Source organism: Catonella sp., assembly GCF_052173895.1.
Classification (GTDB): Bacteria; Bacillota; Clostridia; order Lachnospirales; family Lachnospiraceae; genus Catonella.
Genome location: NZ_JBQMXS010000006.1, coordinates 25,396 through 42,770, shown reverse-complemented (window position 1 = coordinate 42,770; position 17,375 = coordinate 25,396). Strand labels below are relative to the sequence as shown.

At 35.4% G+C, this 17,375-nt stretch carries 15 protein-coding genes; 1 reads left to right on the top strand and 14 read right to left on the bottom strand.

Annotation, left to right across the window (positions count from 1 at the left end; all coding sequences use genetic code 11):
* The first annotated feature begins 164 nt into the window (after positions 1-164).
* Positions 165-617 (top strand): GAF domain-containing protein, encoded by a 453-nt coding sequence (locus ACTTG8_RS02500; protein WP_442560545.1) that lies wholly within the window; start codon positions 165-167, stop codon positions 615-617.
* A 2-nt stretch (positions 618-619) separates the two neighbouring features.
* Here the strand turns inward: ACTTG8_RS02500 and manA are convergent, their stop codons facing one another.
* From manA to ACTTG8_RS02430, 14 genes are all read right to left on the bottom strand, one after another.
* Positions 620-1,585 (bottom strand): mannose-6-phosphate isomerase, class I, encoded by a 966-nt coding sequence (manA, locus tag ACTTG8_RS02495; RefSeq protein ID WP_442560544.1) that lies wholly within the window; start codon positions 1,583-1,585, stop codon positions 620-622.
* 9 nt (positions 1,586-1,594) lie between these two features.
* Positions 1,595-2,092, bottom strand: a complete 498-nt coding sequence (locus ACTTG8_RS02490; RefSeq protein WP_442560543.1) for a DUF4446 family protein — start codon at positions 2,090-2,092, stop codon at positions 1,595-1,597.
* A gap of 20 nt (positions 2,093-2,112) precedes the next feature.
* Positions 2,113-2,988 carry a ParB/RepB/Spo0J family partition protein gene (locus ACTTG8_RS02485; protein WP_442560542.1) on the bottom strand — a complete coding sequence of 292 codons (876 nt, stop codon included), beginning with the start codon at positions 2,986-2,988 and terminating at the stop codon, positions 2,113-2,115.
* 21 nt (positions 2,989-3,009) lie between these two features.
* The gene (locus tag ACTTG8_RS02480; protein ID WP_442560541.1) at positions 3,010-3,783 is read right to left on the bottom strand and encodes a ParA family protein; all 774 of its coding nucleotides are present in this window, start codon (positions 3,781-3,783) and stop codon (positions 3,010-3,012) included.
* 199 nt (positions 3,784-3,982) lie between these two features.
* Positions 3,983-4,519: an isoprenylcysteine carboxyl methyltransferase family protein gene (locus ACTTG8_RS02475; RefSeq protein WP_442560540.1), complete on the bottom strand. Its 537-nt coding sequence runs from the start codon at positions 4,517-4,519 to the stop codon at positions 3,983-3,985.
* 220 nt (positions 4,520-4,739) lie between these two features.
* Positions 4,740-6,407: an ABC transporter permease subunit gene (locus ACTTG8_RS02470; RefSeq protein ID WP_442560539.1), complete on the bottom strand. Its 1,668-nt coding sequence runs from the start codon at positions 6,405-6,407 to the stop codon at positions 4,740-4,742.
* On the bottom strand, positions 6,408-7,916 hold the full coding sequence (locus ACTTG8_RS02465) for a sugar ABC transporter ATP-binding protein (protein WP_442553298.1): 1,509 nt from the start codon (positions 7,914-7,916) through the stop codon (positions 6,408-6,410).
* Between the two features lie 114 nt (positions 7,917-8,030).
* Positions 8,031-9,365 (bottom strand): substrate-binding domain-containing protein, encoded by a 1,335-nt coding sequence (locus tag ACTTG8_RS02460; protein ID WP_442560538.1) that lies wholly within the window; start codon positions 9,363-9,365, stop codon positions 8,031-8,033.
* Between the two features lie 196 nt (positions 9,366-9,561).
* Positions 9,562-11,280 carry an LPXTG cell wall anchor domain-containing protein gene (locus ACTTG8_RS02455; protein WP_442560537.1) on the bottom strand — a complete coding sequence of 573 codons (1,719 nt, stop codon included), beginning with the start codon at positions 11,278-11,280 and terminating at the stop codon, positions 9,562-9,564.
* A 146-nt stretch (positions 11,281-11,426) separates the two neighbouring features.
* On the bottom strand, positions 11,427-12,479 hold the full coding sequence (locus ACTTG8_RS02450) for a galactose ABC transporter substrate-binding protein (protein ID WP_442560536.1): 1,053 nt from the start codon (positions 12,477-12,479) through the stop codon (positions 11,427-11,429).
* A gap of 15 nt (positions 12,480-12,494) precedes the next feature.
* Positions 12,495-13,433, bottom strand: coding sequence for a hypothetical protein (locus ACTTG8_RS02445; RefSeq protein ID WP_442560535.1), 939 nt, complete (start codon positions 13,431-13,433; stop codon positions 12,495-12,497).
* Entirely contained in the window at positions 13,430-14,074 is a 645-nt protein-coding gene (locus tag ACTTG8_RS02440) for an RloB domain-containing protein (RefSeq protein WP_442560534.1), read from the bottom strand. The genes ACTTG8_RS02445 and ACTTG8_RS02440 overlap by 4 nt, the downstream gene beginning before the upstream one ends.
* Positions 14,075-14,076: 2 nt before the next feature.
* Positions 14,077-15,390: an AAA family ATPase gene (locus tag ACTTG8_RS02435; protein ID WP_442560533.1), complete on the bottom strand. Its 1,314-nt coding sequence runs from the start codon at positions 15,388-15,390 to the stop codon at positions 14,077-14,079.
* Between the two features lie 208 nt (positions 15,391-15,598).
* On the bottom strand, positions 15,599-17,374 hold the full coding sequence (locus ACTTG8_RS02430) for a histidine kinase (protein WP_442560532.1): 1,776 nt from the start codon (positions 17,372-17,374) through the stop codon (positions 15,599-15,601).
* Position 17,375: the final 1 nt, after the last annotated feature.

Below are 17,375 nucleotides of genomic sequence, written 5' to 3'. Positions count from 1 at the left end.
ATACTCTATATTTTATACTATATTTCTCCTCAATTACAAGTAAACTAACTTTAAGGTTTTCTTACATTTTTATTATCTAAAAATACCGAGCAACTCCTGCTTGTCTGCCTAAAATATTTATGCTATCCTAAAAATGTTTTTATCTTAATGTAAAAGGAGAAAATATGACAAATTATTCACTTATTTCAAAAGAAATAGAGGCTCTCACCTCCGATGTCAATAACCTCATTGCTAATCTTTCAAATGTATCCGCTCTTTTAAACATGGAACTTACAGATATTAACTGGGTAGGCTTTTACCTTGTTAAGGGCGATATTCTGATACTTGGCCCTTTTCAAGGCAAGCCTGCCTGTGTAACCATCCCTATAGGACAGGGGGTGTGCGGTACTGCGGTATCTACCGACAGTATACAGCTTGTTAAAAATGTGCATGAATTTGCCGGACATATTGCCTGCGACTCTGCCTCAAATTCCGAACTTGTCCTGCCTATCCATGATACATCAGGCAAGGTTGTTGCCGTACTTGATATAGACAGCCCAAGTCTTGGGCGTTTTTGCGAGGCCGACAAAGAGGGGATAGCTCTTCTTACTCCTATTCTTGAAAAACTTTTTGCTTAATTTTAGTGACTTCCTGAAACAATAAGCTCAAGACTGCCTGTCAGTTCATAATCACCAAAACCATATGGGAGAATGAAATGTTCTCCCTTTTTTATTTCCCATTCGGAGTTATCCCTACTCTTAAGCTTTCCACTTCCTTCAAGCACACTTACCAAAGTAAAATCTGTATTCTGCGATAATCTCACTTTACTTTCGATTTTTACATAATCCACCTCAAATAGCGAACATATAACCATGTTTCTTACTAATGAGCCATCCTCAAACTCAATAACTTTCCTATGTTCAGGCTCTTTAACTTCAAATGGGCAATCTATTACATCCAAACATTTATCAATATGAAGTTCTCTAGGCTTGCCATCCTGAAGTCTGTCATAATCATAAAGCCTGTAAGTAATGTCGCTGTTCTGCTGTGTTTCAAGTATGATTGTACCACCCTTTATAGCATGAACAGTTCCCGGTTCAATAAAGAAAAAATCACCTTTTTTTACGGGTATTTCCCTTATCAACCCCAAAAAATCCTTGCTCTCAATGTACTTATTAAGTTCTGCCTTATCCTTTGCATTATGCCCTATAACTATTGTAGCATCTTCCTTTGCATCAACTATATACCAACACTCAGTCTTGCCAAGAGAGCCGTTTTCATTTGCCTTCGCATACTCATCGTTAGGGTGAACCTGAATTGAGAGGTCTGTTTCTGCTGAAATCAGCTTGGTTAAAAGAGGAAATACTGCTGCCTCTCCTGCCTTTCCCCAAAGTTCCTTGTCATTTGACCAAAGTTTACTAAGGGTTTTACCTGAATATTCCGAGCCTTCCCTAGTTTCTACTATGCAGTCTCCATTTTTATGAGCACTTATAGCCCAACATTCTCCTGTCTTATTGCTTGGAATATCATAGTTAAACTCATCTCTTAAGGCAGTTCCGCCCCATATCATTTCCTTAAATACCGATTTTAAAAATAATGGTTGCATATTTTTCTCCTAAATCTTCTTTTCCGTAGCCTCTGCAAGAGCCAAGGTTTCTTCTTCCGCCAGTTCTACATCCGCCAGACCATTCGTTATTTTTTTAACATATGTATATGTTCCTGCTGTTGTACTATGTACCGAATTTATAAGAAATCCGTCATTTCTTTCATCTAAAAGAACTATAACAGAACTTAACTGTCCTCCCATGTCTGCCAAAGAATCATATCTATGAACAGCTGCCTTCTGATAAGCATTTTTTAGCTTTCTAAAAATTTTATCTATATCATTAGTATTTCTAGCCTGTACTTCCCTAAGTTCGGTAACCTGTGCAAATTTCTCAGCTATCTTATCCTCTAAGCTACCCTCACTTCCTTCCGTTAAAGCCGCTATCCTTTTTTTGAGATTAGAAATTTTTACAAACTGAATTATATCAAAAATAAACAAAAATAAAATAACGCCTGCCAAACCGCAGATTATATATTCTGCCTGAAAGTCATATCCAAATAAATTCATCTTATTTACCTCTCATCAGCTTACTTCTTTATAGTAGCAAGCAGTTCAGTTATTCTGTCAAGTTCATCTACAGAATAATAGTCTATTTCTATCTTTCCCTTACCATCCTGCCTGCCTTTTATGCTTACCTTACTGCCCAATATACCTTTAAGGCTGTCTTCAAGCTGTTTATAGATTAATTTCTCAGAAGACTTATCTTCTTTTTTAGGCTTTGTTTCTTCCATTATCTGCCGTACAAGTTTTTCTATTTCTCTTACACTTAATTTTTCATCGAAAATCTTTACCGCCAGCATATGCTGTTTAGACTTATCCTCTAATGTAAGCAATGCTCTCGCATGACCTGTAGTTATCATTCCTTCCGCAAGCATGGCCTTAACTTTATCGTCAAGTTTGAGAAGTCTTAACGCATTGGTTATAGCTGAACGACTTTTTGAAACTCTCTCTGCAAGGTCATCCTGTTTCATTTTGTATTCATCTATTAAATTTTTAAAAGCCTCTGCCTCTTCTATAGGATTTAAGTCTTGCCTTTGAATATTTTCAATAAGGGAAACTTCCATTATTTCTCTATCTGTATATTCTCTTATTATAGCAGGAACTTTTTTTATTCCTGCAAGTTTTGATGCTCTCCACCGTCTCTCTCCTGCTATAATTTCATACCTCTTACCTCGTTTAGTGAGTATCAGTGGCTGAATAACTCCATGCATCTTAATTGACTCCGACAGTTCAAGTAAACCGTCCTCATCAAAGCTCTTCCTTGGCTGTCCTAAATTAGGGTCAATATCTACAACAGGGATTTCCACAAATGGATTATCTGTGGCACTTTTTATCTCTGTCTTTGTCTTGTTTTCGGGAATCATTGAATCAAGACCTTTTCCCAAACCTTTTTTTATTGCCATAACCTTCCTCTTTCCTTATAGCTAATACCTGTCTTCACCACTGTCTATTACTTCTTCTGCTAAGGCTCTATAGCCCTCTGCACCTGCCGACTTAGAATCATATATGTTAATCGGCACACCATGGCTTGGCGACTCTGCAAGCCTTACATTTCTAGGAATTATTGTCTTGTATATATTCTGCTTAAGTGTATCCTTTACATTTTCTACTACTTGAAGTGAAAGGTTGGTTCTTGCATCATACATAGTAAATACAACTCCTTCTATATAAAGCCTGTCATTCATTCTTGCTTTTACAAGTTCTATCGTATGTATAAGCTGGCTAAGTCCCTCAAGAGCATAATATTCGCACTGAATAGGTACAAGCACCGAGTCTGCTGCAGACATAGCATTGACTGTAAGTGTATTTAATGAGGGCGGACAGTCTATAATAATAAAGTCATACTCTGCTCTCACTGTTTCAATATATTTCTTAAGAATATAATGCTGGTCAGGTATTCCTATCAGTTCTATCTCTGCACCTGCAAGATTTACATTTGCAGGAATAACCGAGAGTCCTTCATAAACATTTTCTATAATACAATCCTTAAGCTCACATTCTCCAAGCAAAAGCTCATAGACCGTATTTTCCGCATTATTTTTATCCACTCCAAGCCCGCTTGAGGTATTTCCCTGTGGGTCTATGTCTATTACCAGAACCTTCTTACCTTTTTCTGCAAGGCAGGCTGACAGGTTAATCACTGTGGTTGTCTTGCCCACACCACCTTTTTGGTTTGCTACTGCAATTACTCTCCCCATGTCGTCCTCCAAGGTTAATCTATAGTTGTACAAATATTTCCAGTTTCACTACTAACTTATAATAATACCATAATTTAAGTGAATAATCTAGATGTAAAAAGCACCTGTGGCGACAGGTGCAAAACTTTATTACATATTTTCAATTTTATCAAACATTAATACTACACTTTTCAAAAATCAAATACTTATACTTAATTCTTTATTTATAACTTCCATTAGGTCTTATTATAGTTTCTAATACCATATTTTCTTCTTTTATCCTTATGTAAAGCACTATTGCATAAAGAGGCAACACCACAATGCTAACTATTTTACTGTGACAAATCAGGGCGATTCCCACAAGTTCAGGTACTATATTGAGAAAATAATTAGGATGTTTCACTGTTCTAAAAAGCCAATGATCTTTGAATTTGTGATTCTTTGCAACCATTAGTTTCACCGTCCATATACCATCCAAAAGCTTGACAACAGTATAGAGCATTATCATTGAAAAAGTTAAAAGACATAATCCAACAAAGCTTATCTTATCAAAAGTTGTTTGACTAATAATCGCCTCAATAAGACTTCCAAAATAAAAAATTATATGCAAAATAGTAATTCTCTTACTGTTCTTTACTCCATATTCACTGCCACCATTTTCAAGAATATTTTTCTCATTTTTCTTCGATATTTTCAAAAATGCCAACCTTATTACAAATACTGCTATTACTATCGCATATATCGCATATTTTTCCATCTCTAATCAATTCCCTTTCCTAATTAAATATATAAACTATAAATTGTTCTATATATTAGTTATATTAATAGGATTGTTTAGAAATTTCAATATATATTAACAGATTTTTATAAAATTTATGTTTTTTTAAGTTGTGCTTTTACTCCTTTCATGTGACTACACATATCAAAAATACTAAAGCCTCCGACCAAACATCGGAGGCTAAACTAATATCTTTTATTTACTTCTTCTGTACATACTTTAAGCAGTCAAGAGTTACAGCTACAAGTATGATGATACCTTCAAATACGAACTGTAAGTTAGTATCTATACCAAGAATGGTGAGTGAGTAGGTAAGTGCTGTAAAGATAAGTACACCCACAACTACACCTGAAATCTTACCGATACCACCGGTAAAGGAAATACCACCAACTACGCAGGCTGCAATAGCATCCATCTCCCAGCCCTGTCCATAAGCTGCTGAGCCTGAACCAACCATTCTCGCACACTCAAGCCAAGCACCGAAACCATAAAGGATACCTGCAAGGATAAATGCTCCGAGGGTAACTGCAAATACCGAAATACCGGATGCAGATGCTGCCTCAGGGTTACCACCTACAGCATAAAGATTCTTTCCAAAAGGAGTCTTGTTCCAAATAAACCAAACTACAGCTATAGCTGCAACTGCCCAAAGAATAATAGTTGGAAAACCGTTTAACTTAGGTATAATCATATCCGGAATATTTGACTCAATAGCACCAAAGGACACACCCTTTGTAGCGTAAGTAGCTAAACCGAAGATAACAAGCATATTCGCCATTGTTGAAATGAACGGATGCATTTTAAACTTAGCCGTAAAGAAACCTGCTATTGCCGTAAAGAAAGTACAAAGTATTATACAAACAACTAAAGCAAGTACAACTCTCACTCCAACAGGAAGTCCCGTAAAATCGAATGCATGGCCAAATACCTGACCTGTATTTGCACCCTGATGCATGATTATAGTCGCCACCGTCATACCCATACCTATCATACGACCGATAGAAAGGTCGGTACCGGTAAGGAGGATAAGACCTGCAACTCCAAGAGCAAGATACATCTTAGGAGATGCCTGCTGTAAAATGTTAAGTACATTGTTATAAGTAAGCAGGTGTGTCTGTGGTCCCTTTAACACAGGCGTAATTATACTAAGTCCTATGAATATCAGGATAATTGCGATGTACAGACCGTTCTGCAAAAGATATTTCTTAATACTGAAACTGTACTTATAATTCTCTACCTTAATCTTATGATTCTGCATAAAGGTAAACTTAGACATTCTAAGTAAATCAATAAGATGGTACTTATGGCTGAATGCCTCCATCTTTCTATCCTTTATGTCCTGAATATGCTTTTCATACTCAAGTTTTGCATCAAAAAGACGATTTTTATATACATAGTTCTCATCTTTTATTTCCTGATGGTCTGAAAGCTTTGATAGATTTTCCTTATGCTCTGCGGCTAATTTACCAAGTTTTGACTGATACTCAGCCTTTGCCTCTTTTTTAGCCTCTTCACAGCTTGCAACTAAAGGCTTGTAGTATTCTTTGTCAAAATGTGCATCTATATAAGCCTCTGCTTCACTTATATATTTTGCAATCTGGTCTTTATTTGCATTTTCGACTGACTCAGCCTTTTTAAGCTCTGCCTGAAGCTCTGAAATCTCTTTATTTCTCTCATCTGCTGAAAGGGTCTTATCTCTTTTTACACTTTCTATCAAGCTCTGGAGAGATATAACCTTATCAGTTCCATCGGCTCTCAGTGCATCGATTTTTTCCTGAATCTTACCTACGAAATCATCTATAGGCTTACACAGCTTATTCTCTTCTTCCACTGTTAATATTTTACTCATAACCTTAATCTCCCTCATTTATAGGTATTTTGCACTCAATCTAAGCAGCTCTTCCTGATCAGTCTCTTTAGTATTTACTATACCCGAAAGTCTACCATTACTCATAACTCCGATACGGTTAGTAATACCTAAGATTTCAGGCATTTCAGAAGATACAACTATTACAGTCTTTCCTTCTTTAGCCATCTTTATTATTAGCTCATAGATTTCATATTTTGCTCCAACATCAATACCTCTGGTAGGCTCATCCATCATAAATACTTGTGGCTGACGTTCAAGCCATTTTCCAAAAATAACCTTCTGCTGGTTTCCTCCTGAAAGGCTGGAAATAAGGTCCGATGGACCCATACACTTAGTGCGCATTATCTTAATTTCCTTAGCAGTTGCCTTAACCATCTTCTGGTCTGAAAGGATGGCACCTGACATATACTGGTGAAGGTTAGCTATGGTTGTATTAAAGGTTAAATCTCCCTTTAAGAACAGTCCGTTTGCCTTTCTTTCCTCAGTAATCATAGCAAAACCACTTTCCATAGCTTCTATAGCACTATCAAAGTTCATCAGCTTATTCTTAAAATAAACTCTACCTGAAGCTCTGGTTCTCACACCGAAAATAGTTTCAAGAAGCTCTGTTCTTCCTGCTCCTACAAGTCCATAAAGTCCGAATATCTCTCCTTTTCTTACATCAAAACTTATATCCTGAAGCTGCGGCTTAAACTTTGTAGAAAGATTCTTAATAGAAAGTACAGGCTCACCCGGCTCATTATCTACAGGAGGGAAACGGTTTTCAAGCACTCTTCCTACCATTGCTGTAATAAGTTCATTCATATTTGTCTCGGCTGATGGCTTAGTCATAACCAAATTACCATCTCTAAGAACTGAAATTTCATCACAAATTTCAAATATCTCATCCATCTTATGAGATATGTAAATAAGAGAAATACCTTTTTCTTTCAGCATCCTCATCATCTCAAATAATTTATTTACTTCCTGAATATTCAGCGAAGAGGTAGGCTCGTCAAGTACAATTACCTTTGAATTGTAGGATATAGCCTTCGCAATCTCACACATCTGACGCTGTGAAACTGACATTTTACCCATAGGCTGAGTTAGGTTTATAGTCATACCTAATTTGCGAAAAAGCTCTGACGCCTCTTTTCTCATTCTTGCTTCATCTACTATTCCTAACGAATTTACAGGGCATCTGCCTAAAAATAAATTGTCTACCACACTTCTTTCCAGACACTGATTGAGCTCCTGATGAACCATTGCTATTCCATTTTCAAGTGCATCTTTGGGACCTGAAAAGTTTACTTCTTTCCCATCTAATATAATGACTCCATCATCCTTTTGGTAAGTACCGAAGAGGCACTTCATCATAGTGGACTTGCCTGCGCCATTCTCACCCATAAGTCCCATAACCGTGCCACGCTTTACATCTAAATTAATATGCTGTAAAACTCTATTCCTGCCAAAAGACTTACTCATGCCGCGTATCGATAAGATAGTCTCATTGTTTTTATCTTCCATAATTAATACCCCTGCTATATCTTATTCAAATACCTTGTGTATGCTTCCTGTTAAAAAAGGTGACGGCATAAGCCGCCACCTAATGCTTTAAAGCTTTTATATCTGTTCTTAAAATTATTTAAGAAGAGCTGTATAAGAAGCTGCATTGTCTGTCTTAACCATGTTGATAGCAAATGCATCGTACTCACTAGGGTTACCAAGTCTATTTGTTATGTTAGACTCAGTCTGTCCATCACCGGCGATATACTCAACATTGAGGTTTAATAACTTGTCATACTTCTGAAGAAGTGGCTGATATGTAGCACCTAAGAAGTTATCAGCTGAGTTGTAGATATTGAGCCATACCTTCTTCTCTGGACTCTTAGCTGCATCAAGCTGCTTTGCAACAGGAGCAAAAGGAACTGTTGCATCAAGGAAGTTCTGATAGTTATCAGCTGTTACTGCAAGGTTTAATGCATAGTAAGATCTCTGCTCTGCATTATACTCATAGTCCTCACCCTCTTTAAGTACATTACCTGCCTCATCAGCAGTAGAAATACCTGTATTTACATCTACACCATCAAGCGCATTACGAAGTACACGAAGTGTTAAGTAAGCCTGAACATCTGCATGCTGGCTGATAGTTCCGCCGTATCCATCTCCGATAGCTGCAACTGCATCGCTGTTTGCATCATATCCGAAAGTAGGAACTTTCTGCTCTTTTGACCAAGCATTGAACATAGCCATGCCCATACCATCGTTATTAGAAGCTACTATATCTATCTGCTCACCGAAAGAAGCTGACCAAGTACCAACTGCGTTACCTGCTGTAGGAGCATCCCAAGTAGCACCTGCTGCTGTTTTCATTTCCTGAGAAGCAAGCTCACGAACCTTAAATTTCTTTCCACCAACTTCAAGCTCACCATCTTTAACAACTGTAGCTGAACCATCTGTATTTGTTCCAACAGGATCACTTACGATATTGCCATCTTTCTCAACTGCTGTACCAAGTGCACTACGAACACCTCTTGTACGAGCGATAGAATCGTTATGACCAACATCACCGATAGCAAGTACATAACCGATAACTCCATCTCCATTACGATCAATCATATCTGCATTCTTCTCGATATAATCTTTAATCATCTTACCCTGTAATTCAGCACCCTGTGTAGCATTAAAACCTACATAGTATGTATTCTCATTGAAACTAAGGGCTGCCATATCAAGTTCTCCTGTAGCTGAGCTTGATGGCTGGCGGTTGAACCATACTAAAGGTTTTTTTGCGTTCTCTACTTCACCTGTAGTCTGTGCTACTGATGATGTTTTAGAAGCAGAAGCTGCTGTATTGCTCTTTGCTGCACTTGATGTCTTTGTGTCAGAAGCAGGCTTTGAGCCACCGCCTCCGCAAGCTGATAATGAAATTGCTGTAGCAGCAACTAACATAAGTGATAATGCTCTCTTTTTCATGATTATACTTCCTCCTTTTTTTACGAGTCCTTTGACTCAATCATTCACTCGTTCAGTATATCAAAAATCATTAAGTTAATATATAGAATTTTTTTCTGTAATTATAAGATTTTTTTAGCTATTTTTCACTATACTAATGTGTATTTTTTGATAAGCTTTCTACAGTTACTACATATTGGCTTACATTATAGTATTTTTAATCATATTTTTTCCTTATTACGAAACCCGCAAGGACTAACAAAACAGTCCCTCCCATATAATAAGCCATACTATCTCTTGCACCTGTTCTAGGTAAAGTTGCAACACCTCTAGGCACTCCATCGTCATCTACAAGCACATACTCCTTACTTCCATCCGGCAATGTTTTCTTTATATATTTTCCCTGTGGAGTTCCATCAGCATTTACAGCTATAAACTCATCCGGACTGTTAGGATCATTAGCATCCGGCATTGCATTTACCGGATATTGTGGAATGCTGTTCTCTCTATTTGGCTCTGTAACTTCCGGTACTTCTTCCGGTTCAGGTGTTTCCCTCGGATCTGTTTCAGAAACATTTTCTCCTTCTGAGTCCTCTTCTGACTCCTCTTCTGACTCCTCTTCAAAGTCCTTCTCTACTGTCTCATCTGTCTGCTTAGGTTCTTCATTTACTTCTTCAGGCTTTTTTGGAGTTTCCTTAGGTTCTTCCTTTACTTCTTCAGGCTTTTGAGGAACTTCTTTAGGTTCTTCAGGTATTTCATTACTCTGTATAGGAACTATATTAGGAACACCTTGTTTATTCTTAGTTGTATTCTTAAACTCAATTGGCTCTATTACTGTTTTCTTTACTTTTCTATCTGCGTTATATACAGTTTCATAACCAAAGGCTACAGGCTGGCTATAATTTCCATCAGAAACGAATATGATTACATGATAATTTTTTATATTCTCATCTGTAATTTGAGAAACTCTATTATTAGCTTTAATATAATCAAAGGCTTTTTGTGGTAATGAATTAGATGTTATCTCTTCATTTTCTCCATTCCTTTTATAAACATACTGGCGTTTTGTACCCCAAGTACCGCCACAGGCCGCCCATACGGCATTCTGCTTATAATCATTCCCATTATGTATTCCAGATGGAGTATAGTCAGCATTAAGAGGAATCTTTTCTAAATAATACAATGTCTTTTTCAATACCTTTACAGGATCCTCGCCATACATATATTGAATTTCATCAATAACACTGTCTGTATTCTTTTCATAAGAGTGTCTTACAAAAGTATTACCCTTATTAATAACTTCACTTTCAGCATTATAAAAATCCTTCACTATATACTGTGCAAGCTGTTCTGTAGTTGGATCTTTTATATCTTCAAATTTTGTATTAGCTTGTAACTCAATGTCTGTATTTATACAATATGCATCTGTCTGATGTTTTTCTGTTTCTCCATTTATCCAATAGTCTACTGTTATCTTACCATGTGCATCAGCATTACCTACAAACTTTATTGCATTATCAAACTTACCTTCATCTCCCGGTACAGTTTCTTCTTCAACCTTTATTTTAAGAGCTTTTGAATCCTCTCCATATTCAATATCAGATACAGTCTCATCTTTCTTCTGTTTTATTTGGTATTTGCCATCTAACTTCGCTAAAAACTTTTTTGTAAATTTTATATTTCCATTTGCATCATTTTTAACTTCCTCAAGCACATTATTATTTTCATCAATCAGTTCAAATGTAAATTTACCTTCTGCAGGAGTTTGGTCATCCAATGTTACTTTAGCTGTTATATCGTCCGGTTTTACAAGTGCCTCTGCACCGCTATCAGCCGCCTCTGCTGTAATCCACCACTGCCCCTGCCAAGATACCAAACATATTGCAAGTACCATAGCAATAACACAAATTCTCCTAAAAATGAAACTTTTTCTCATACACATCCTCCTTTTACTGTTATAATATCAATGTTTTAGAGCGTATCTCTAAAGCCCTACATTGTATACATATATTATAACAATAATTTATCATGGTTACAATATTTATACATTTAATTAATAAATATTTAATTTTTTAACCAATTTTAATGTATATTTTTCGATAAGCTTTCTACAGTTACTACATATTGGCTTACATTATAGTATTTTTCATCTACAGACTTATTCTTTATATCCTCCGGCAACTCTCTATCTGTAGCCTTGGCTATTGCAAATTCAATTATTGCCCTTGCATATTCCGACTTATCGCTTGAAACACTTCCAAAAAGTTCTCCCTTTTTTATAGCCTCCAGTGCCGGAGCTGTCGCATCTACACCAACTATCTTTACATTTTTTAATTTCTCTTCACCTTTTATTATATCTATCGCTCCCAGTGCCATATCATCATTATTAGACAAAACCAGTTCTATTTCTTCTCCATATTTTTTTACAAAGCCTTCCATTAAGGCAGCTGCCTGACTCCTGTCCCAGTTGGCAATATCGCCTGCCAGCTTTTTTATAGGAACTCCTCCTGATTTTAAGGTATTTATCAGCCATTCCGTCCTTACTATAGAGTCCTGATGACTCGCCTCTCCCTCAAGCAAAATATAACTTACCTCACCATCTCCATTCAGGTCTAGCAGTGAATTATCCTTATTATAGGCATCCACTAAAATCTGTCCCTCCAGGATAGCCGACTCCTTTGCATCTGCCCCTACATAGCAGAATTTATCAGAACGCCTCATATCATCTTCTACAGGCTCTCTATTAAAAAAAACTACCGGAATACCTGCTACAAGAGCCTTGTCTATAATAACTGAGGCATCTGCCCTCTCAACCGGATTGATACATATTACATCGTAGTTTAGCGAGATAAAACGATCCACCTGCTTGTTTTGGGTAAACTGACTTCCTCCTGCATCCACTATTTCCATGTTAAGTTTTATTCCATTACCCTTTTCATAATACTTTACATAAGTTTCCATTTCTTTCTTAATACTTGATATAAATGTATCATTAAAACGATATAAGCTTACACCTATTCTTATATTCTTTTTTTCGGCTACTTCATTTTCATTTTTATTAAATAATATCACCCCAATAATTACTATAATAATAAAAATAGCTAAAATCAGCCTACAAATCATTTCTTTCTTCATTACTTTAATGCCTCCCTACCCATTAATTGGATAAAGCATCTTTATATAGTCTTCATTTTTTAAATCTTCAGTGGTAATATAAAATACTGCTATTTCATCTTTAGTTATCTTGCCTTTATCCGTCAACATTCTCATAAGTTTGTCTATCATAAAATACCCCATATCATACTCATTCCAAGCCACAATTCCCTTTATTTCTCCCTCTTCAAGCTTACCTAACAGATAAGTAGTAGCTCCTGTAGCATAGATTGCAGTATTAAAATTATTGTCACTTACATATTTAACCACCCTTACGGTACTTTCTTTATCTAATGACACAAAAGCTACATGGCTTTTTCCAAAAGCTTTAAGCTGTTTTTCAAGCTTAGGACCTTCTCCTTCTGCAAACTCAAACTTATATCCAATGGGTTCAAGCTGTCTTTTCAATTCTCGTCTGACATTTTCAAAGTCTTCATCAGAAAAGTCTTCCGAAACAATACATAACTTGTTATCTTTACTTTCCACCTTTATTATATTTTCTGATAAATTTTTCACAATCTTATCATAATCTATGTAAATGCTTTCATTTTTCTTTGAACTCCCTAATATCAAGACTGGAAAATCTTTATGTCTCATTCTTATTTTGTCTGCAATCTCATCTTTCCATCTATTGCCTATAATTATTGCCACAGCTCCGGCCTCTATCTCATCTTCAGCTATTTCAAGTTTTTCTTCCATTGTTATATTCTCTGCAACAGCAGGAAATCTCATGTCTACATTATTCTCATAAGCAGCCTCATCCATTCCCTTTTTCATGTTTGCATAGTTTTCTCCGGAAATTCCATCTACAAGCACTGATATAGGATATACCCTTGCCTCATTTTCTTTTATGATAAGGTCTGTGGCAGAGAAAATGTATAGGAAGATAAGAATAGCTGCATATATGAGCCAGAAAATTATTGTTTTTTTATTCATAGGGACTCCTTTAAGATATTGCCTATAACCTCCCCTACTGAAAGTGACGGATTTTCATTATAAAAACTATAACCTTTATATTTCTCCAATTTATTATTTTCCTTATTTCTATCCATAATTAACTTAGCTCTCTTTACAGCCTCATTCACATCACTAATGGTAAGTTTCTCCAATATACGCTTAAAATTATTTTCTTCTTTATATTCTTTTAAATCTCTAAATTTTTCACCATATGCTTTATTAATATCCTTCAAATATTGGCTACGGTCAGTTTTTACACCATTACAGTTTATTTTATGTAAAATCATCCATAATTCAAATGTAAAATTACTGTATCCTAATTTATATCTTATTCCGGTTTTAATTTTTTCAGCCTTTTTCATACTATCTAAAGTGTTATTAAACTGCTTTTTATGATTAAGCTCTTCACTTTCTTTATCAAATATATGTGTTAAATTTGTTTCTCCAAGAATAGTTATTCTTTTAGCATAAGAGCAAGGATCTTTCTCTACTTTAGATTCTAATTTCACCTTATATTTTGAGTCATATACAGAGTTTATTGTATTTTGAAGCCAGTCCAAGTACCATTTTTCAGTTTCTCCTTCTACTGAAAAATAGTATTTTTTCGTTTCCTTCCTCATTCTTATACCTCTTTCTCCTCTTTCAAAAACCGCTCAATAATGGGTGTAAAATCAATATCTCTTATTGCTCCATATCTGTCTACAAAATAATTTTTCATATAATCCTCATTTTTACGCACTCCTCCTCTACCCGCTGTCCCAAAATCTGATAAAGAATATAATGTGCTGCAATGAGTATCATCATCTCTTTCAACAAATTTTATTTCATCACGCCTAAATAAATTTGAGTTCAAAAAAATAGGATTGTGTGTATTAAATATTAACTGAGCGTGTTTTTTGTTTAGCTCATCATTATGAAAAATATTTATAATATTCATCAATACCATAGGATGTATTGATGCATCAAATTCATCTACAACCAATACCCCTCCAGTTACAAGTGTCACAATTACTAACGGAAATATATTGGCAAAACGAATTGTTCCATAGGATTCATATATCTCTGCCGGTATTATTGCCTCTTTACCTTTATTATCCATAAAAGAAGAACCAAGACTTATTTTCCCATTATCATCCGAAGCATAGATAAGCCCATTCGAATTTATACCAAACAGCTTTGCTCCCTCATTTATAATATCATTTATAAATGATATTTCTTCTATTTTAGCTGTTTTTGGTGGAATAAACTGCATATTATCAGCCCGATAAATCACATTAAATTCTGCGTTTAACCAATTTATTATAATATTAGCCACTTTAGAATCAAATATATTCTTAAAACCGTTTGTCAAAAAAAGTTCTTCATCATTCAAGTTTTTCTTAACGATATTGTCAATAATATCTTTTATATTTTCTCCAAATTTACCTATATAGTCTTGACTTGGTGTTACTTTCAATACACTATCTTCTCTGTCAAATGAAATCACATCATTAATTTTAAGACATTCTTTTATCACCTTTCTCTTAGAGCTTAAATCCAGAAATTTACCAATATAAATTGAAAATGAATACTCAAAGATATATCCTTCTTCAATAAATTTGATAAAAAAACTCACAGGCTCTTCACACTCATCACTGTTATTAGGAATGAGTTCAAGTTTATATGCCGCCATATTCGGAGAACTATTTTCAGCATTGTGGATATTTCCCCTAAGCACTATTCTTTTAAAAGTATCCATAGCCCCTATGATGTTAGTTTTTCCAGATGCATTAGCACCATACACTACCGCAGAACTTAAACCCTTATATTCTTTCTTTCTAATTTTTTCAGATAAAATACTATAATCAAGTCCCTTTTGTTTAGGAGCAGGTATCATCGAAAATACAAGTTCATCCTTAAATGATTTATAGTTCTTTGCTCTAAATTCCAATAGCATATAATCACCTCCATTTTGCAGATTTTTTGCAAAATCTAATTCAGATTATATATGTTTTATTAAGGCTAATCAAGTATAATTGCAGTATAGTTTAAGCTTTTTCTTACTTCCAAGTCTGAAACTTTACATTTTAATAAACTTTCTGACCTATAGGTCTGAAACTTTATATTTTAACATTTTTCCCAACTTACAAGTCCAAAACTTATCTCTATATATTTTCCTCCTCATACTCCTTCGCCGGCAAATGTATAATAATAGTAGTACCTACATCCGGCTCTGAGTCTATTTTTAGCCCATACTTATCACCAAAATAAAGTTTTATCCTCTCATTTACATTCTTAACTCCTATGCCTGAGCCTCTGCCGTTACCGGAATTACTTTTGCCTGAAAGCACCAAGCTTACCTTGTCCTCTGTCATACCAAGACCGTTGTCAGTTACAGACAGATAAAGTTCATCAACTTCACGCCAAGCCTTTATCTTGATAAGTCCGTCCCCATCCATAAATTCCATGCCATGATAAATAGCATTTTCAACCAAAGGTTGGAGCATAAGCTTAAGAGATGAAAGCTCCAGCACATCCTCTTCTATCTCAAATTCATAATCGAATTTATTTTTAAAACGCATATGCTGAATCATAAGATAGTTTTTTATATGCTCTATTTCAGCTTTGACAGTAACTATATTTTTCCCCTTTCCAAGGGAAAGCCTGAAAAATCTTGCAAGGGCAGTAACAGTATGTACTGCTTCTGACTGTTTCTCATTTTCTATCTGCCAAACTATAATATCCAGTGTATTGTATAAAAAATGTGGATTAATCTGAGCCTGTAACGAATCAAATTCGCTCTTTCTCTTCTCTTCATGCTCCGTTACAATATCCTGCATCAACCCCTTTATCCTATGTTTCATGTCCTGTACAGACTTGCCCAAATGTTGGATTTCATAGGAGCCTCCCATGTATATGTCTGCATCCAAATTGCCCTCTTCAAGCTTTTTTACAGACTTTTCAAGTTCTCTAATTGGGTCTGTCACTCTAAACGAAATATATGAATTTATAAGTACCACTATGAAAATAATGAGAAAAATTACAAATACAATAAACAATCTGGTTTTGATAGTATTTAGCGAAATTCCTGTTCCCTTTATAACACCGACCAGTTTCCATCCTGTATATCCTACCGTCTTTATTACCACAGTCCGAGCTGTATTATTAAATTCTTCTTCTATACTTCCATCACTATATTTTGTGGCAAACAGATTATTTTCCTTAACCCTGCCTGAGGCAATAAGTTCAAATTTCGGATGCCAGATTATTTCACCGGTTGAATCCATAAGATAAATGTAACCACCATTTCCAAGTGAAACCTCATCTAATACCTCATCAAGTCCCTGATATGCCATATCTATTAAAAGCACCGCCTGCTCCGTACTTCCTCCCATGGTGACTTCAACTGCTCTTGACATAGTCACCACCCATCTATAACTATTGTCTCCCTTTTCAAAGAGTTTTTGTACATGTGGAAGGGTAAAATGTATGTTTTCCGTCTTGTTAAGAGCATTTATAAACCACTCTTCCTGCCCCACCTCAAAATTCTTTCTAAATCTTGATGCAGGCACTGCACTAATCGGCTTTCCATCCTTTGAAATCAATGCAATATTTAGCACCTGTTCCTTATTGTTATTGTACAAAAGAGTCATTTCCTCATTAATAGATGTTTCAGAAAGATTAACATTTTTAATTATTCCATAATAAATAGTATCTGAAAGTTTCATTATATTTCTTAAATAAACTTCCATAGATGCATTTACACGATTAATAAGGCTTATATTCTCCTGCTTTACGGTATCCGCAAGCTGAGAAGAAAGCCTTGAATATATAGATATCACTATCAAAAATACTGCAACTAGCGAAGAAATAGTAAAATAAATGAATATTGAATTTCTTATACTCCTGTTGTAAGTAATTTTCTTTTTTTCAGCCTGCATC